Below are 18,845 nucleotides of genomic sequence, written 5' to 3'. Positions count from 1 at the left end.
CTATGCTAAAAGAGAAGGCTATTAGGCCTTCTCTTTTACACACTTGCAGAAACCTTTTCTGCTTCTTCTTTATTGGAATAATTAAATTCATCGAGATATTTCACCGCAGATAAAGCTGCCACTTGTCCTTCCCCGGTGGCTTTACTTAATTGATAGGGCGCTCCTATGCAGTCACCTGCAGCAAAAATCCCTGGTATGTTGGTGGCCCCTGAACGCTCAACTAAAATCCCTTTCTGACTAACCTCAAGGCCCGGGACTAATTGATCCGGCAAAACAGATTCACGAATGATAAAAATTCCATCTGCATAGATTTTTTCATTTTCAAGAGCAACTCCGGAGGCCCACATCTCCCCAATAATAGCCTGTGGCTTACCGTTTACCCTGCTAATGTTGTCAGAAAGCCTAATCCCTTGGGAGTCTTTTTCCTTAACCAGGGAAACCAGAATCACCTCGGAGGCCAACTCGGCTAAAAAATTGGCTTCTTCCAACCCTTCGCGGTTATAGGCCAAAACAATGACCTTTTTCCCTTTGTACAAAGGTCCATCACAGGTAGCACAATAACTTACCCCTCTTCCCAAATATTCAATTTCCTGTTCAATTGGTTTTAAGGTACTCACTCCTGTAGCTAAGATCACAGATTTCGCTAGATAGAATTTGTCGCGGGATTGTAAGGTAAAACCCTTCTTATCTGGGAAAACACCTGTAACTTTGTTTTTGTTAATAGTAATTCCCATATCCTTTGCATGGTTCAAAAATTTTAGGCGCAGGTCCTCACCCGTTATATGTTGAAATCCCAAGTAATTATCCACATGAGGTGCATGGTGTAATTTAGGGCTACAAAATTCCGTACCAAAGACACCAATTTTCTTTTTGCGGATAACCGCGTTTATTGCTGCAGATAGGCCAGCTGGCCCACAACCAACAATAGCAATGTCATATTCGCTGACTATGTTCATTTCGTTCATAATCTAGTACCTCTTTCTTATAATGTTTATTATAAAAAATGACTGGAAAAAATCTTCAATTTATACCTTTATTGTTTAATAGCCCTCTGCATGGCTTGCCTCAACGTAGAATCCTTAGCCATGTCATTAAAGGTATTACTTAATTGAGGAGATTTAAATGCCTTGATAAGAGTTGGCCTTAATGTTGGATCACTTAAAATCCTAGCCAAAGGAATGTGGCCGTTTGGAAGTGAATAGACATTCACCATGGCAGTCTGCATCTGGGGTTGTTGCATTTCCATGGCCATGGCCCTTTGTACGTCGGGGTCCTGCATCATGCGGACATAACCCATTTGCATTTTTTCTGTACTCATAATTTCAGTCATGGAACGGTATGCACGATCGGAACTCATAATATCTGCCATCTCTTTTCGGTTATTTTTGTTTACTATGTAAGCCATAATTTCATTTTCTGATACATTGTTTAGGTTTGGAGTAGGTTTTGCGGCAGGTTCCTTTATGCCAAACCCCATGGCGGGAGCTAACCAAATACCCAATAGGAAGCCAAAAAACATCACTCCTGCTAAAGCAGAGAACCTCCATAAATTCATTTTAAGAAACCCTCCTTTTCTTTTTTATTATTCTATCCCCGTACCTTTTTTTTATCAAAATGCTTATGGTATATCTAAGAGAAACCGGGTAAGACTAATAGAAATGATTCAAGGAGGTAATTATAATGGATCAAGATAATAGAGATAATTATCAATTAGAAGAAGAGAAGCACTACGATACCGGTAAAAAATTTGTTCATGAACCAACAGGATCTGCAACCCATATCAATGTTGATGGAAAGTGGGAGCATGATTTTTACGATACTAAAAAAGGAAAGAATCGTTCCGGTGGTACGGGAGATAATCCCTTGGCAGAATGAGAAACAACGCGCTAGGTTTCAGGACGTTTATACACTTCAAAAAAGTATGAAAAGGGAATTTATTATCTGTATATCAATAGAAACAACGCCCTGCGAGGTGTTGTTTCTATTTTAGCAAATCAGAAAGTATAAAACTTTCCGATTTGCATAAGGGTAACTAAGGCTTACGCCGTCGCCTAAAGGCTCTTGTGCCCTATGGCGTAAGCCAAGTTTTTTTAAGCTACTTTATTAAAGAGTGGGTTTTCTAAGTCTAAATTCTGTTCCTAGATTCTGTGCAATGGTTTCACAGGCCTCGATATCTACCCCTGGCCATTCCACCACAGATAAAATAACACGGGGTATAACCCCTACACATTTTCGTGCAAATTCAAGCATCGAGAAATATGCATTTTCACCGTCGGCTGGCCTGCATATCTCTGTGTAAACTGTAGCATTTTGGGCATTTAGAGAAATAGACATGGTATCAATTAATCCTGCTAATTCCGGGATAATGTTATGACCGTAGTATTTATTGGCTTGTCCGTTGGTATTGATTCGAATTGACCTAGCACCCATTTCTTTCAATTTAGATGCTACTCCTTTAACAACCTCTAAACGTGATAGGGGTTCTCCGTAACCACAAAAAACAATTTCATTATAAGATTGCGGATTTTTCACACTATCTAATACCTCTTCAACAGTAGGTTCCTTATTTAACCACAGATTATATCCAACACCAGTTTCAGTTTCCCGAATACAAAAAACGCATTGGTTCATACATTGGTTAGTAATATTCAAATACAAAGTTTCATCGATTTGATAACTTATGATAAATTGCCTGTCCATATGAGTCGTCCCTTTCTTTTATGGCATAATCCAAAGTTTACTACATAAAAATATGTTAAATAGTGTAAGGAGGTAAAAAATCATGGCATCATTTAAGCAGGAAACTCCCGGAACTGCCTTATTTAGCTTTTCTTCTATATACCGGGGTACTTTAGTAGCACTGAGCTTTTCATTAGGTTTTAGTATATTAGCAGGTTTGGCCTATTATTTTACCGACATTCCTGAAAATTCTATGTCTTGGGTTGCAGTCGTGGTCCTTTTTGCAAGTGTTTTCCTTGGAAGTGGCTATGCTGCAAAAAGAGCACGCAGTAAAGGTCTTTTTAATGGTCTGGGGGTCGGCTTGGCTACTTTTATAGTTATTTGGTTAATGGTTGGCCTATTCCTGCCAGGAAAGATTTTATTCGTTGGTGTCCTTGGGAAATTAGTCCTAACCGTAGTGGCTGGCGGGCTTGGCGGAATGTTAGGTGTGGGTCTTAGCTCTTAGCAGAAGCAAGGGTCTTTTCTTAAATAAGAAATATTTTAGTTACTAATAATTCACAAGGGGTAAGGTAACAGAAAAAGTACTCCCCTTTCCGAGCTGCGACCTAACGGATAGATTTCCACCATGATTATCAATAATTTGGTAGCTTACTGGTAGTCCCAGGCCTGTATTTTCAGGAGTGGTAGTAAAAAAGGGTTGAAATATTCTTGCTAAATGTTCTTTTTTGATACCGATCCCGGTATCCGCAAAGGAAATTTCAAGTGCATTACTAATATCATGTGTTCGGGCGGAGATATGTAATTCTCCGCCGGACGGCATGGCATGAATTGCATTGGTTGCTAGGTGAATAAAAACCTGTTTAATCTGATCCTCGTCAATTATAACTAATGGCAACTGGTCGTTATAATCCCTAATTATTTGGATTCCCCTGCAATTTGCTTCACCTTCTATTAACAGGAGAACTTGATCTAAAACCGCTGGCAATGAGGCAAAGCTTAGGTTTGGTGTAGTTCTTCTGGCTAATAAGAGTAATTCTTTGATAATACTGTTAATCTGTTCAATTTCTTTCATAATCACATCAAAATGCTGCCTTGCTCGATCTCCCTGTGGAAAACGCTGTGCTATTAGCTGGATAAGGCCTTTAACCGTTGTCAATGGGTTACGAATTTCATGGGCAGTTCCCGCTGCCAACTCACCAATCAGGGCTAACTTACCACGTTGACTTAAATGTCTGCCCAAAAATGATTGCTCAGATACCTGGCAAGCTATTAAAATGGCGCCAACCGTCTTTCCTTGACAATCAACCATTTTACTCGTATTTACATACAGATAGGATAACTCCTGCTCTCCTTGATAATTGTAATATTGCTCATGAAACTCTTCTTCCCCTCTAAGGGTTTGAGCAAGAAAATATAGTGGGGTATCAATAGCATTGGTTCTCTGTAATACATTTATTCGGTATTCTTCCTTAGAAATTCCTGAAATCCGTCTGGCATAACTGTTTATTTTTATAATTTCGCCAACTTCATTTACCACAATAATTGCCACAGGTAGTTCTTCAAATAAATTTTTATCATTTTTGTGACTTGTTTCTTTATATTTTTTTATTTTCGTCTCCAATTGGGTTACTTGGATTTGGTGCTTATGATGCAGGATAATAAACATTCCTGTCATGAATAGCAGCATTGCCCCCAAAAAAAGCCACCTATCGACAATATCTGGTAAATAAAACCCTTGTACACCGAGTAAAAATACGATTCCAAGCCAAGTGAGCAAAAAGTACCGGGTCAGGTTAGGCACCCTCTTCCTACAAAAATACATATTAAAGGATTCACCAGAAAATTTCTTTAATACCTGTACGAAAGCTGGCAAAAATGTTATATATTGTAAATACGACATTTTTATTTGTTATCCTGCAATAATATAATAATTATTGTTTTTATTAGACAGCAATTTGTCATGTTATAAAAGATCAAGGCAAGCCGTTCGGCCTGCCTTGGATCTTAACTCCAAATTTTTAATAATAAAGTCCGTACAAAGTTGGGAAGCCGTACAAAGTACACGCGCATTCCATTCACCCCTCTTTAATCTTTAATTCCTTATCATAGTATTAGTTTGGGGTCGATTTTGTGCATTTGTGTATCAATATGACGGCTCTGAGAAAAAAATGCCATGTAATAACTGTTAGAACTTTGGTACCTTTATTTTACTGATCATCAGCCAGGCTAAAAATAACATTACCACAGGTAGAGTTAAGTCCGGTAGTTTTCCCATACCAATTACCATTAGTGCTACAATACCACCTGCCACCGTAATCGGTACACCCATAAAACTTCCTGAAAATGTGGTCACATTAAATCTTGCCAGTCGTAAAGCACCACACATAACAAAGGTTAAAGAAATTGCTAATCCCCAATATCCCCACTCAGATAACTTTAAAGCATATGCCAGTATAGCCGGTGCCACGCCAAAGGATACAAGATCTGCCAAAGAATCTAATTCTTTGCCAAATTCCGAAGAAACCTGAAGTTTTCTAGCTACTTTACCATCAAAGTAATCCATAACACCAGCCAGTAATACCATAAAACCGCCTTGGATATATTCCTGGTCCAGAGCAAGAACTAAGGCAAAGACACCAAGCAATAAATTTCCCATTGTAAACATACTGGGTATGTGCTGACCCTTCATCGGGAACCTCCCCGTTTTGGTTTTAAGACAGAAAACCCTTTTCTGCATTATTCTATTTTAGCATTGTAATGTCTTTAGTAAAAGGGGTATGGCAACTATTTTCCAGTAGTTAACCAAAATCTCGCTTTTTTTGATATTCCTAACCAGCTATCTCGAATATGTTGTGCTATGGGTAAAGAATTAAAAAACTTGTAACCATATCTCTTTTCGACCAAACGACCATCTAATACAACAACCACTCCCCTGTCCTCGGGTCCCCTAATTAACCTGCCAAAACCTTGTTTGAACTTTATGACTGCCTGGGGAATTTGATGCTCCATAAATCCGTTCCTACCCTGGCGGGAGAGCTTTTGGAGTCTTGCCTCTGTAACAGGATGATTTGGGGGTGCAAAGGGCAGTTTAACAATGATCACACAGGATAAAGCCTCGCCTGGTATATCGACCCCTTCCCAAAAGCTGGAAGCACCAAACAAAACTGTTCTCCTACCTTCCATAAATTGTTCAACTAAACGCCTTCTACTGCCATCCAATTCATGACCTAACAAACAAATATCCTCATTTTCGTACTGATCCTTTAAGCGTTGATATGTCTCCCGCAAAGACCGATGGGAAGTAAATAGGACCAGAGAACGACCCTCTGCGGCCATAGATATATGAAAGATTGCCTTGGACAGTTCATCGTGATATTCTTTATTACTTACTTGACCGGGCGGTAAAATATCTCTGGCCACACATAATATGGCCTGCTCATTATAATTAAAGGGAGAGTTCAAATGTTTTTCAAGGATATTTTCTTGTGGTAAAAAGTCTAACCCTACACTATTTATATAATGTTTAAAATTCCCATCTACAGATAGCGTGGCTGATGTTAAAACAACCGGCCTATTCTCAGAAAACAATTTTTCGTATAGTAATGGGCCGACATCAATGGGAGCAGACCGAAAGACAACCTCAGGAGAATCACCGCCCCCCTCTACCCAGTAAACTTGCGACTCCTCTTGGTGACGACAAATCCATTCCAAGTTATCGCTTAATTCTTGACCCACAGAAGCCCAGGCCGCTAAATCTCTAATGATTCCTGGCCCACCGCCTGTAATAACGGTTCCCTCTTCCAGTTGGTCTGATATTTTTACTAAGGCCTGACAAAGGGTTCGTAGATTTACCAGAAGGTTATCTAGTTCAGCATCCACTGCCACAGGTATACTGGGGATACCATCTATATTTCCCCCGCGGTCGAAACGCATACTACACCGACCTTCACCGTTTCTATCGATACTTTTTATCCAGCTTAATGCCATTTCAAAGAAACTTGTTGCCGCTTCCCTTGTCCTTTGTTTGGTTTCGCTACTTTGTAATAATAGTTTTTCCCATCTTCCATCTATTGTCAAAAAAGCAATTTTTTCTAATTTGCTGAGTAACTTCGTAGCAACAGCTAGCCAACGCAAAACCCCAACTCGGGTTACTGCTCTGCCCAGATGATCAGTGGCGCAGTTTTCTAAGTGATGGGCCTCATCTATAATCAACGGTCCATATGATGGTAAAATCATATTGTCAGCATTTGCATCACTTAACAAAAGAGAATGATTAACAATCACAATATCTGCACGCTCGGCCTTCCGTTTAGCGGCCATAAAATAACATTTTTCTTTAAAATATTGACAACGATTGCCAAGACATCCATCACTTTCACTACAAACCCGGTACCAATATTCAAAGTCGCTGTAATTAAGAACCAGTTCGCCCTTGTCTCCGGTGTTTGTCTGATAGATCCAAATCAAAATTTTTGCTAAGAATGCCGCTTCGTCCGGTGTATGATTGTCTTCCTTCATAAAGGAGTGCCATCTTCTAAGACATATATAATTGCCGCGTCCCTTCATAATGGCTGATTTAAACTCATATTCGGGTAGCTTTGCTAATAAAGGAATATCTTTGTTCCACAACTGTTCCTGCAGGTTAATGGTATGAGTAGAAATAAGTACCCGTTCATGGTTTTGTTTAGCCCAAGCAATGGCAGGAACTAAATAGGCTAGAGATTTGCCGGTGCCGGTGCCGGCCTCTACCAATACCGTCTTATCTCCATTTAGGCCCTTCGTTACTTGCTCCATCATATCACATTGCTGCGAACGGTAACGAAAACGGGGAAGTGTAGTTGCCAGTATTCCCTCTGGGCCCAGAACCGCAAGACACTGTTCAAAATCTAGCGTAGTTTTTGGTTGTGGTATTCTTTCGCTTTGATTACTATCTTCTTCTGTAGCACCAGGAATAGTGGCAGTAATTTTCCGATCCGGAAACATTTTTATCATCCGGCTACTAAGGGTTTCCAGTACGGAGTGCCAAAGAGATCCACTTTTGCTAAGGAACTGGCTCAATTGCCAAATTAACTCAGGTTCCATTTCTTCGCATTGATTAAGCAAATGAATCAGAAGCATTGCAGCACCCCTGGCATCATCAAGGGCTCTGTGCTGGTTGGGGATGTCAATGCCCAGATAGCTGCACAGATACCCTAAACGATGGTTAGAGGCACCAGGCATCAAATACTTTGATAATTCAAGTGTATCATACAGTGGGTTAGCTAGGGGGCTTTGAACAGCTGTTGATAAAAAATCATAATCAAATTTTACATTATGGCCAACCAGAGGCAAGTCTGCAATAAATTGTAAAATTACTGGCAGCACTTCCTGAAGTTTTGGTGCATCTTGCAATTCATGATCTTTTATTCCCGTAAGACGCTTTATCTTAACAGGCAATATGCCCTTGGGGCGAATCAGTGTTGAAAAGGAATCAATCTCTTTCCCATCCACCATTTTAACTAAACCAATCTCAATAATTTCATCCTGTAAGCAGTCTAGACCTGATGTTTCCAAGTCTAGTGCCACAAAGTTTAGCATACCTATTAACCCCCAATGTATTACATAAAAATCTATTTTTTAAATTGAGCGGCAGTTAACCTAAATAAAAATAATTATACCGAAGGTTAGAACTTCCGTATAGTAATTCTTTTGATATAATAGAATTGCTTATTAGTAGGAGGTTTAATTATGAATGATAAAGTTACAAAGATTAGAAAAGCCTTATCTCTTTTAGAAAATACCCTGGGACAAGACCTAATATTAAAAGAGGTGCACAAGATTGGCGGTTGGAATCCTGAGGCTGCTCCCCAATTACATCCACTGGTTTTACTATGGTATAAAACAAGGGAAGAAATGGGAATTGCAGAACTCACCGGAATTCAACCAAGCTCCCACCGAATATATGAGTTGCTTTTAATAAGTGATTTGCTACAAAAGATTTGCCAACACCCTGAGTACCACAGTTTGGTAACTCAACTACAGAATCTCGACCAATATGAAGCAGCCATAGACCGCATGAAGAAAATAGGAAATGACTTTAATCAATAAAAAAATAGGATATTTTTTTATGTCATAATTTGCCTGCACCTGCACTCTGTAGTAGAATAATGAGAGTTACAACAAAGGAGGGTCTCTTTTGAAAAAAGGAAGTATTGAACTGGAAAATGGGGGCAAAATTATCATCGAATTCTTCGATGAAGCTGCACCTGGAACTGTCGCTAACTTTGAGAAATTAGCAAATGAAGGTTTCTACAACGGCCTAAACTTTCACCGTGTAATTCCTGGCTTTGTGGCCCAAGGTGGCTGCCCCTACGGTACCGGCACTGGTGGTCCTGGTTACACCATTAAGTGTGAAACCAAAGGTAATCCCCATAAACACCAAAAGGGTGCCTTATCTATGGCCCATGCCGGCAAAGACACCGGCGGCAGCCAGTTCTTCATCTGCTATGATGCTTTCCCCCATTTAGATGGTGTACATACCGTTTTTGGTCAGGTAGTTGAGGGTCAGGAATACGTGGATCAAATTAAACCTGGCGATAAGATGAAAGAAGTTAAAGTTTGGGAAGAATAGGTTTTAACTAAAAAGCAGCCCGTACCACGTTAAGTGATACGGGTTGCTTTTTGCTTTAGGACCTTTATTATATTTTTAGAAATTCTCCGGGCTGCAGGATATCAACTTGTGTGGTTGTTGCCTGCTCCACTGCCTTTTTAAAGGCCGTTGGGTCCTGACTTATTAGAGGCCAAGTGTTATAGTGCATGGGAATAACCCTTTGGGGCTTTAACATTTTAACCGCTTCTAAGGCATCTGTGGGTCCCATAGTAAAATTATCCCCAATGGGGAGCAGGGCCACATCAATACTATTTAAGTCGCCTATCAGTTGCATATCCCCAAAGAGTCCTGTATCACCGGCATGATAAATGGTTTTATTGCCCAAATAAATTAAAAAACCACAGGGATTGCCAAGATATTCTGCCGGTCCCCTGTCACTGCCAGTAGAATTCCCATGTAATGCTTGGGTCAATTTTACTTTCATAGGACCAAAATTATGGGAACCGCCAATATGCATAGGGTGTGTCAAGACCCCCTGCCGGGCACAATAATTAGCCAGTTCAAAGACGGATACAATGGTTGCAGAGGTTTCTTTGGCAAGTCTTATGGCATCGCCAAGGTGGTCGCCATGACCATGGCTAACCAGAATATAATTGGGTTTAACAGGAATATCGTGGGGTGCCATGGGGTTACCGGTTAAAAAAGGATCAATTACAAGGGACACCTCCTGGTTTTCCAGTAAAAATGCTGAATGGCCTAAAAAGGTAAGTTTCACTTACATCACTCCAGGTTCTATTATTCTAATTACAGTTTAACCACAGATTATTTTAACGCAAACAAGCTTCATGGTTCTAGCAGATATATTCAAGGTTAACTACCTTTTTCCTGTTTGAACATTTCAATAATTCGATAGAATACCTCTTCTAATCCCTGATTGGTGTATCTGGAATCACAATAAATCCTTTCAATTGCTTTTGCTGCCAGCATTTTATTCTTAATGTTCTTGAGTCCGTTATGACAACCTAGCCTGGCACCATTTTTGAATAGGATGGTTGACCCTGTGATCTGTTCGCCGCAAGCCAGGACAGAGTCTATATAGTGTAGGTTAACAAAGGCATAGCAGGGATCCCCTTTGCACCGAGCAATTCTTGTTTTCACAGGAATTAGTACATACCCTGGGGCCAACAGTAAAGGAGCAAGGCCTATATTACAGTGATTACGCCACTTGCTACGCAGGGCGGAGTAATCCAGTGCATAATATCGACAAAGGGCCCGACGGATACTCCGAATATTTCTCGAATCGGTATACTGATCTCCATTGGTATACATAATGATTGTTCCATCCCCCTGGGGTAAATAAGTAGGACAAAAATATAAAATTGGTTGATCAAAATCCCTTTTATGTTCCTTTACCATTTGTTTCACTCCTCGTTTTTTAACCTAACTTTATGACATTCCGGTGGATTTATGGTGAAATCCAGCGGGGAAAAGTGTTTTATAGGGAGATCCTTGGTGGAATATTTAGTAGCCTGGTAAATATGGGGTAACCTACATTTAAGGTTATTAATTGTCAAAAATTAAAACCACGCTGAAAAAATAACAGCGTGGTTTTATGCTCTAAGGATGTTCACATTTCCCTTTACCAAACGATATCCCCGGGCTCGGCCACTTTCGATATAAAGCTGCTTTTCTTTACTATCTCCCAGGGCCTTGCGGATGTTTTTGATATGACTTTTGATGTCTCCTGGGATTCCTGACGATTCCCCATAGATTGCCCCGTATAATAAATCTGGAGAAACAAAGATCCCTGGACTATATGATAAACGAAGGAGTATCTTTACCTGTGCACGGGTCAATGCCAGATTCCTTTCTCCTAGCCAAATCTCCTGTTTTACTTGATCAATGATTAATTTAACCATTTTCTCTTGTAGCTTTGCAGGGTTATCCTTTACCCTATCAGAAAGTGCATAAGACATCCTTTCCTCTCGTAACTCAGAAAAATCCTGGGTACTGATTTTTATCAATAGGTTACTTACTTCCTCAGCGATTTGTCTGTCTTGACTATTCATTAAAGCAAGACATAACTTTAGAATTTTGCTCCCCGGCTGGGCTCCTCTGGCCCAGTGCCAATTCCGAATCCAAGTTAAAACCGACATGCGAACATCTTCAGGAAAGGATTCAATCTCCCCTAAGACTTCCTCCAGCGTTGTAAGGTCTTTCTTATGAGCGAGCAATCCAATGGCCCTACGGCGGCAGCTATACTGTGGATGTCTTAACAGGGCACTAAGGACTTTTTCATTTTTATTACATTTTGGCTGTTCATTTTTATCTATCATATTTTACCAGCCTACCCCTTAAAGCATCTGGTCCTCCTTCCAATACCCGCTGGAGAGCCCGATTAACTTCTTTAATAGCCATGTCCCCTTGACAGCTTAAATAGCCTCGATTCCCGTCAGAACTGAGAATTAGATTATTTTCAGCCTCCCCCAAGACCGGGATGTTTGGGTTGTGCGTGGCAAAAATTACTTGGCGGTGAAGCTTTACCTTTTTTAGTGTGGGTACCACCGTTTGAGATATATAAGAATTATCTAAATGATCCTCCGGTTGATCAATTATGAGCGGACGTGCATCATTCATTAGTAATAAAGGCAGGACTGTTGTACATTTCTGCCCTTTGGACAATTGGTTCATAGATTTATACATTTCTCCGTCCTGAAGTCGTAACCGGGGTAAATCCTCCAACCAAACGTCCTCCAATTTTAGTAAGTCTTCCTGGGACATATTAATTGACAAAAAGTTCACCAAGCGCCGAGACCTTTCTCTATCCATAGAACAGTATTGTTCTATGGATGAGTAATCTTGGTCTTTTATGATTTGGACCAATTCCATAGGTGTTAAATGCTCCACCAGGAGATCTACCCAGCGATGGTAGTGCAGGTTAGAGCGATGTAACAAATTTAACAGTGCATTTTTAAAGCAATGCAAGTTACCTCCTTGAATTAAATCTATTTGTATGCCAGGACCCAGTGCCTTGTTTATTGTTTGGCATACCTTTTGACGTTCCGAGTAAAGGTCTTTCTTTAATTGTGCAATTTCATCATGCATCTCTTCTCTTTTTATCTTTAAAGAGTTGATTTCTTGTTCCCTTTCCATCAGTACTCCCAGCAGATTTTCCAATTCCAACACCAGGGAGGTTAGGCGGGTCCGCTCAGCCAGTACCTCATTGAGTCCTCTCCCCGGTAGGTTTGCTCGCATTTTTTGGTCTTGTAGTTCTTCCTCCTGATGTCTGATAGTCATATTTTTCATGATTTCTTCCAGTTGAATCAGGGCATTTTGCCAAAGATAGGTTACTTGCTTTAAAAATTTTGCCGTCGCTTGGCTAGTCTCTTGGTACACTTGTTGGGCCTGTTCCAGGAATTCAAAAGCAGATTCTTCTTCTTGCATTGGCAAGGGCATTGGCACACAGGGCTTATTTTGCTGAACATAAAGTTTTAGAGATCTTTTTAGGTCGGATAGATAGATTCTTTCACGTTCCCTTTTTCGTTGTCTTTGAATTAAACCATCCAAGTCTTTTCCAGCAAGTTCTTGTAAACGTTTTTTAATTTCTGGCAGTTGAGCAACTTGACTGCTTATATCATAGGTTTCTAAAATATGATCTGCCAATTTTGTACGGTTTTCATCTAATCTTTTAAGACTATTTTCTATCCTTGTTTTAATCAAAGGAATAGAAGAACTTTTGCCATCGATGATCAATAACTGTGCCTCCGGATCATCGGCCAGCTGTTCTAGTTCGCTTTGTCCATAGATAGCTGCCCCGAATGGAATTTTAGGAACAGTTTCCCTTGATATGATTCTTCCCTGAGCATCGGTAACTCTGATGACATGGGTCAAACCCGATCTTTCTATGTTATACCGTTCACCGCCGGCGGTTTCTAAGAAAACACTGATGCTGCCTCCATTTAAAACACCTGCCAAATGTTGTTGTAATCTTTTACTGATGCCAGTTCCAGGGGGATAGGCATCCAAGGCAAAACGAAGCATTTCAATCACAGTGGTTTTTCCGGAACCTCGTCCTCCAATTAAACAATTTAAATGGGGATTAAAATGAATGACCTCTCCATCTAAAAAGCCACCTTGAACCTTTAAGCTCAGAATTTTATGCCAACCAATATCCATCATGTTTAACACCCCCAATCTAGAACATATGTTTGTAAGCATTATACTTTATAATGCCATTTGTTACAAGTATAAAAAACCGCCACGGAAGTTCCGTAGCGGCATAAATTCTATGTTACAAATAAATAATATTTTGCTTATTGGATATACTACTTAAGGTAGGTTGAGTACTCAACCTAATCTCCTCTCCCTTTCTCGCTGTATCTAACCTAGGATACAGCTTTTTTTTGTTCTTATTCCTCCAACGATGCCAGATATTTTTCTACTTCCATGGCGGCAATGGCTCCGTCTGCCACAGCAGTAACGACCTGACGCAGGGATTTTTGTCGAACATCACCAGCAACGTACAATCCCGGAACGGATGTTTGCATTTTCTCATTTGCCAGGATATAACCACGGGAGTCCATTTCAACCAAGTCCTTTATCAGTTCTGAGTTTGCCCGGGTTCCCACATAAATAAATACACCATCAACGGGTATAGTAGACAGCTCGTCAGTACGAACATCTTTAATTCTTATTGATTCCACTTTGCTATCTCCTAAAATATCGTCTACTACAGAGTGCCAGAGAAAAGCAATTTTATCATTGGCCATGGCACGTTTTTGAATAAGTTTTGTAGCACGCAACTCGCCTCTGCGGTGAATAATGTATACTTTAGCAGCAAACTTAGTTAAAAAAAGTGCTTCCTCCACCGCTGCATCGCCGCCGCCAACCACTGCTACGGTTTTATCACGAAAAAATGCCCCATCACAGGTTGCACAATAGGAAACCCCGCGACCATGAAATTTCCCTTCGCCTTCGACACCTAAAAATTGAGGCTTAGAGCCAGAGGCTACGATCACGGTTTTTGTTTTTATGGTTTCTTGACCCGTGAACACAATAAATTCACTGCCCTGTAGTTCCAGTTTACTTACATCAGTCATCGTAACTTCCAACCCAAAGGATCTAGCTTGCTCATCCATTTTCATGGCTAATTCAATCCCGCCGATACCCCCTGGAAACCCCGGATAGTTCTCAATCCACTCGGTGGCGGCAGCCTGACCACCAGGCATTCCTCTCTCAATTAGAACACTATTTATATCAGCTCGGGCAGCATAAAGACCGGCCGCATACCCGGCTGGTCCCCCGCCGATAATAACCAATTCCTTTTCTAGCAAAACATGCACCTCCTATTAATTGTCACTTTGTTGAAATGGCTTAAATTTTATATTACTTGATTATTATCTCATTTGCAAAAATACTCCGTCAAGTAACTGTTTAAGAAAGTTAAAATGTAAGAATTAAGAATTAATTCTTTTCAAGATTCTTTTCTTGCAATAAAATTAACCTTGTGTCCCTGGCCGCCCGTTGAACCTGCGGCTCCTCTCCGGGGTTATTAATCAGATGTTCTAAATGCTTTAGAGCACTGGGCATTTTTAAATTTCCCAGGGCCCGGACCGCCTGTTCCCTAACCATAACCTCCGGGTCCCCAAGGGCGCCAATCAAGCAAAAATAAAAGGAGGGTTCTGCCATTTGGCCCATGGCCTGACAGGTCCTTAGGCGCACTAAGCTGTCACGATCTAAAATAGCTTTACAAAGCAAACTTATGGCGTCTTTTCCACCCAACTGACCGCAGGCCCAGATAATCTGTAAAAATACTTTTTTTGGTACTCTCCGTTGTAAAGCTTTAAAACAAATAATCACACTGGGATCTTGCCGGCGAACCAATTCTTTAATAATATGCACTGTTACTTCAGGGTTCTTGCCCTGCAAGATTGCTGTACTGCGGGAGATTTTATCCCGGGCTTTGCTGCGCAGGATGTTTTGAACTTCATCTGCCAACAGCGGAACCACTTGTGGTAAAATGAGGCGGGCAGCTTGCTCCGAGAGGGTGAGTTGATGTTCGTGAATACTATCCTGTAAAATTAAATTGCATTCCTGTAGTCGATCCAACAAAGTGACAATCTGCTTTTTAGGCCAGTCATGCAGAAGTCCGTAACCCTTTGTTTTAGTATAATAACTTTCACCCGTTAACCAGGCAGTTTTTGCACCTTTTAGTAAATCGGTATAACGTTCTTGGCTAACCATTCTTTCAACCTCAAATAAGCCTTCGAAAAGGCGAATTAATAAGTCAGGATCAATATTTAGCTCAACATCCATAATGATTTGTTGAGCATGCAGCTGCTCATAATAATTTTTGCACACATGAAATCGGTTTTGGAAGTCCACCATAAAACGAATTAAATACAAGCTGCCGCCGTTTTTTTCCAGAAAGGAATACAATTGTTCTTCAGATGGCTTTCCCAATAGTTCTAGAGCCTTCTGCAAAACATGGTACCTTTTACAAATAACATTCAGATACGCCTCGGGGTAACCGGTTCTTTGGACGATTTCAGGCAAACCATAACCAATGGTAAACATTCGTAAAATAATCTCCCAGGGTTGCCAGGGATGAGGATTGGCCAAGGGACTGGTTCCTAAAACATGCTTGGCACAGTCCAAGATTTCTCCAGCAAGGCCGTCGGCAAAGGCAGGAGGGTAAGCAAACTGTGTGTTGAGTTTAGAACTAAGAATTTCTTGAAAGGTTTTATTCTCTAAAAAAATCCAGTTTTTCTTGATGCAATGGATTAGATCAGGAATTACGGTCCCCCTTAAATAGGCAAGGGCCAGGGGATTCTTGGGACCACCCCATTCGTCTATAAATAGCTTCTCCAATGCTTCTGCTAAATTACCTTCCCCTTCCATTGGCCTTGGCTGGACCTTAATATCCAATCAAATCACATCCCCCAATAATATCCAATGGTAATATTCCACAGCGAGCGAGATATATCCTTTTTCACTGAATATCCAGCTGTTGGTATTTTTTCAGCTAAAATAGACGCTTTTAAAAGCTTTGCCGAATAAATATGGCATAAAATGATAGGGTTAAAGTCGTAACAGTTAGTAGAAAAGTACCAACAGCCCCTCGCTTATTATTATGTCTCCACAACCAGGAGGCAAAGGAGAGTGTGTAAACTCCGATGGCAATTGGAATCAAGGCCAGTATAAAATTCATTGTATCTACTCCCCATGAGTTGTAGCTGTTTTTCTTAATAACCCTACTCTCCGAATATTAGCCTTAAATTCCACCGTTATGTCAGCCTCGTTATACAATTGTTGCCAATTTAGTTTATCCCACTCTTCCCAACAGCATAATTCCTTGCGATAGAACCTATCATAGTGAAAAATATCGCCCCAGTTCTTTTCCTTCGTCTTGTCTATCAAATCCCTTGTAAGCTGTTTCATTTGCTGATTAAAGGCTTGCTCCACCAACTTCTTTTGTGAGGAACTTTCATAATTTTCGCCGCTTTGGATACCCATAAACTCACCTTCTAAAAATATGGTCTGGTGGATTCTCAAATGCCCTTGCTCATTTGACATTGCTATTTTAGGTTTTTTAGCCTGTTTAAGTACGAAGGAAAGCAATTTGTCCTTATGTCTAGGGTCTTTCATTGTAAAGGTTGATAAACCAGCTTTACCCTGTAGGAGCAACATAATACGTGATTCACCCCCAGTTAACTGTCCAACCATTTTACCATCTCTAAATACTGCGGCACCAATAAACTGCGCATTAGATGTTCCTGCCTTTTCAGGCACTTCGCCGGCATAATAGGGTACCTTGAGAGGGTCTCCGAACTTTGCTTTCAGCAATTGTTTGGAGACTTTGGATACCCCCACTAAAGGAATCACAGGACTGCTATATAATGTTTTTTGTGCATCATAAAAATTATAAAGATCACTACTAGGAAATAAGCTAGTATAATGAGATAACCTATCTATAAATTGGTATTGTCTTGCGGGGGAGGTTTCCACTTTGGATTTATTATTTTCTATAAAATCCTCTGCTGTGCCCCGGCAGATAAACAGAGAGCTACTTCTCCGAACTTCCTGTTGACGCAGTAACTCCCCCATGTGTTTTGCTATACCTTCTTTGGCCAACTCTTCCCCGATAATAAAGGCCTGGGTATGCTGGAAACTTATCGTCCTGGCACTTCCATACATATGCTGCAGGATAAAACAATTCCAGACCGAGGAACCCTCAACGGTTGAATTAATAAAGCGTTCCTCCTTACCACCGCCACCACCGCCACCGCCGGCAAAGGCACTGGGGTTGGCTACTGTAACTGTCATTTTCAGAGGTGCTTTCTCTCCTTTATCAAGGCCTATTGCTAAAATTGTGAGCACTTCATCAGTTTCCTGTCCTCCCCAACAACCGGTAACCATTAATGATAAAATTAGTAACAGAAATATTATTAACCAGTAACAATTCTTTTTAGGTTTTGCTGTCATCATTGCCTAGCTCCTCATTTTTTTTAAACATCGATACCAATAACAAAAGCAATGGTACTGCCAAGGTTGGGACTAATCCCAAAGTTCCTCTCATGGCTTCATAATACACTAGGGCGGTAGGCAGATCTGCTGGCAAAATACTTAAAACATAGCAGAGTAAGGCAACAACCCATAACAGGGGACGGTAATCTTCTAAACGAAACATTCTGGCCAAAATAACTGCGATTATATACAGGTATAACCCTATCTTAATATAACCAACCATGGACCAGGTCAATAGAAAAACGGCTTCAAGACGTTGAAAAAATCGCCCAAAACTAATAAGTTTACTTAACTCATAAAAGGGAAGGAGCATTTCCGATGACGGTTGAACACCAAAGGTGAGTAAGATTAACAGAAGTGCAATCCCTACGATTATCCGTGACGTCAAAAAAGCCAATAGGCCTGCCCTGCAAAAGTGACGCCACCCCCCAAAGGCATGAATTATGATGGCCGGCACTAACAAATCAGCGGCTGCCGTGTAATGCAATACTCCATTGGAAAATAATGTTATAGGTTCAGACGTCCAGAGAGGATAAAGATTGGTAACATCTACTTCCTTCATGATAGACAAAAACACAATGGTCAATCCCAATACAATAAAAGTTAAGGATACTCGGGCCACCCTTGCAAGGACTTCCAAACCGTAAAATGCACTGATAAAGGCCGCCAGAACCAGCGTTGTAAGAACTGCGCTAACGGGAGTTCTTGGTAATGCCGTGGTAATAAACGTTTCTGAATACATCCTAAGCAGGAGTGACTCCCAAACAATAAAATACAAAACAAAAACTAGATTAATCACCATCCCAAGGTATGGGCCCAGCAACTTCTCACTGACCTCAATCAAGGTTATGTTTTGGTGCCTTTTCATTAGGGCTGCCATGAGCCAGAAGATCAATAAAACCATAACTAGCACCAGGAAATAAACAAGATAGGCCATGGTTTTATGCTCTCCGATTAGCTTTGCAGGTAAAGTTAAGAATAAAATAGATATATTGGTTATTAGTAGCAATGAAAATCCTTCAGCAAAGCCAATTTTACCTTCTTGGATCAA

The 18,845-nt window shown here is 40.6% G+C and carries 19 protein-coding genes; 4 read left to right on the top strand and 15 right to left on the bottom strand.

What is annotated here, in order from left to right; genetic code table 11:
• Positions 1-35: 35 nt before the first annotated feature.
• Together DRED_RS09365 and DRED_RS09360 are read right to left on the bottom strand one after the other, a co-directional pair.
• Positions 36-965 (bottom strand): NAD(P)/FAD-dependent oxidoreductase, encoded by a 930-nt coding sequence (locus DRED_RS09365; protein ID WP_011878088.1) that lies wholly within the window; start codon positions 963-965, stop codon positions 36-38.
• Between the two features lie 68 nt (positions 966-1,033).
• Positions 1,034-1,555, bottom strand: a complete 522-nt coding sequence (locus tag DRED_RS09360; RefSeq protein WP_011878087.1) for a hypothetical protein — start codon at positions 1,553-1,555, stop codon at positions 1,034-1,036.
• Between the two features lie 125 nt (positions 1,556-1,680).
• On the opposite strand from DRED_RS09360, the gene DRED_RS09355 reads away from it, so the two are divergent.
• On the top strand, positions 1,681-1,875 hold the full coding sequence (locus DRED_RS09355; RefSeq protein WP_041274557.1) for a hypothetical protein: 195 nt from the start codon (positions 1,681-1,683) through the stop codon (positions 1,873-1,875).
• Between the two features lie 228 nt (positions 1,876-2,103).
• Here the strand turns inward: DRED_RS09355 and DRED_RS09350 are convergent, their stop codons facing one another.
• On the bottom strand, positions 2,104-2,700 hold the full coding sequence (locus DRED_RS09350; protein WP_011878086.1) for a TatD family nuclease-associated radical SAM protein: 597 nt from the start codon (positions 2,698-2,700) through the stop codon (positions 2,104-2,106).
• 82 nt (positions 2,701-2,782) lie between these two features.
• On the opposite strand from DRED_RS09350, the gene DRED_RS09345 reads away from it, so the two are divergent.
• A complete protein-coding gene (locus DRED_RS09345) occupies positions 2,783-3,184 on the top strand; it encodes a TIGR04086 family membrane protein (protein ID WP_011878085.1) in 402 nt (133 codons plus the stop codon).
• Between the two features lie 42 nt (positions 3,185-3,226).
• Here the strand turns inward: DRED_RS09345 and DRED_RS09340 are convergent, their stop codons facing one another.
• The 3 genes from DRED_RS09340 to DRED_RS09330 form a co-directional block, all read right to left on the bottom strand.
• Complete coding sequence (locus tag DRED_RS09340; RefSeq protein WP_238442620.1) at positions 3,227-4,366, bottom strand: two-component system sensor histidine kinase NtrB; 1,140 nt, start codon at positions 4,364-4,366, stop codon at positions 3,227-3,229.
• 498 nt (positions 4,367-4,864) lie between these two features.
• Positions 4,865-5,368, bottom strand: coding sequence for a CDP-diacylglycerol--serine O-phosphatidyltransferase (gene pssA, locus DRED_RS09335; RefSeq protein WP_011878083.1), 504 nt, complete (start codon positions 5,366-5,368; stop codon positions 4,865-4,867).
• 95 nt (positions 5,369-5,463) lie between these two features.
• Positions 5,464-8,256, bottom strand: a complete 2,793-nt coding sequence (locus tag DRED_RS09330; protein WP_011878082.1) for a helicase C-terminal domain-containing protein — start codon at positions 8,254-8,256, stop codon at positions 5,464-5,466.
• 150 nt (positions 8,257-8,406) lie between these two features.
• Between DRED_RS09330 and DRED_RS09325 the strand changes: the two genes are divergently transcribed.
• Positions 8,407-8,766 carry a hypothetical protein gene (locus DRED_RS09325; protein WP_011878081.1) on the top strand — a complete coding sequence of 120 codons (360 nt, stop codon included), beginning with the start codon at positions 8,407-8,409 and terminating at the stop codon, positions 8,764-8,766.
• An 88-nt stretch (positions 8,767-8,854) separates the two neighbouring features.
• The gene (locus DRED_RS09320) at positions 8,855-9,289 is read left to right on the top strand and encodes a peptidylprolyl isomerase (protein ID WP_011878080.1); all 435 of its coding nucleotides are present in this window, start codon (positions 8,855-8,857) and stop codon (positions 9,287-9,289) included.
• 67 nt (positions 9,290-9,356) lie between these two features.
• Here the strand turns inward: DRED_RS09320 and DRED_RS09315 are convergent, their stop codons facing one another.
• The 9 genes from DRED_RS09315 to DRED_RS09280 all read right to left on the bottom strand — a co-directional run bounded on the left by DRED_RS09315 (position 9,357) and on the right by DRED_RS09280 (position 18,845).
• Entirely contained in the window at positions 9,357-10,043 is a 687-nt protein-coding gene (locus tag DRED_RS09315) for a metal-dependent hydrolase (RefSeq protein ID WP_011878079.1), read from the bottom strand.
• 95 nt (positions 10,044-10,138) lie between these two features.
• Positions 10,139-10,684, bottom strand: a complete 546-nt coding sequence (locus tag DRED_RS09310) for a hypothetical protein (protein WP_011878078.1) — start codon at positions 10,682-10,684, stop codon at positions 10,139-10,141.
• 194 nt (positions 10,685-10,878) lie between these two features.
• Positions 10,879-11,604 carry a winged helix-turn-helix domain-containing protein gene (locus DRED_RS09305; RefSeq protein ID WP_041274556.1) on the bottom strand — a complete coding sequence of 242 codons (726 nt, stop codon included), beginning with the start codon at positions 11,602-11,604 and terminating at the stop codon, positions 10,879-10,881.
• Positions 11,594-13,447, bottom strand: coding sequence for an AAA family ATPase (locus DRED_RS09300; RefSeq protein ID WP_011878076.1), 1,854 nt, complete (start codon positions 13,445-13,447; stop codon positions 11,594-11,596). The genes DRED_RS09305 and DRED_RS09300 overlap by 11 nt, the downstream gene beginning before the upstream one ends.
• A 230-nt stretch (positions 13,448-13,677) precedes the next feature.
• Positions 13,678-14,601, bottom strand: coding sequence for a thioredoxin-disulfide reductase (trxB, locus tag DRED_RS09295; RefSeq protein WP_011878075.1), 924 nt, complete (start codon positions 14,599-14,601; stop codon positions 13,678-13,680).
• 130 nt (positions 14,602-14,731) lie between these two features.
• Positions 14,732-16,195: a HEAT repeat domain-containing protein gene (locus tag DRED_RS09290; RefSeq protein WP_011878074.1), complete on the bottom strand. Its 1,464-nt coding sequence runs from the start codon at positions 16,193-16,195 to the stop codon at positions 14,732-14,734.
• 112 nt (positions 16,196-16,307) lie between these two features.
• Positions 16,308-16,478 carry a hypothetical protein gene (locus tag DRED_RS19050; protein ID WP_198006879.1) on the bottom strand — a complete coding sequence of 57 codons (171 nt, stop codon included), beginning with the start codon at positions 16,476-16,478 and terminating at the stop codon, positions 16,308-16,310.
• A gap of 5 nt (positions 16,479-16,483) precedes the next feature.
• Entirely contained in the window at positions 16,484-17,755 is a 1,272-nt protein-coding gene (locus tag DRED_RS09285; protein ID WP_011878073.1) for a Ger(x)C family spore germination protein, read from the bottom strand.
• A complete protein-coding gene (locus tag DRED_RS09280) occupies positions 17,736-18,845 on the bottom strand; it encodes a GerAB/ArcD/ProY family transporter (protein ID WP_011878072.1) in 1,110 nt (369 codons plus the stop codon). The genes DRED_RS09285 and DRED_RS09280 overlap by 20 nt, the downstream gene beginning before the upstream one ends.

The sequence above is a fragment of the Desulforamulus reducens MI-1 genome, assembly GCF_000016165.1.
Taxonomy (GTDB): Bacteria; Bacillota; Desulfotomaculia; order Desulfotomaculales; family Desulfotomaculaceae; genus Desulfotomaculum; species Desulfotomaculum reducens.
The sequence above is the reverse complement of the archived record's forward strand: the minus strand, read 5'-3'. Positions and strand labels throughout refer to the sequence as shown.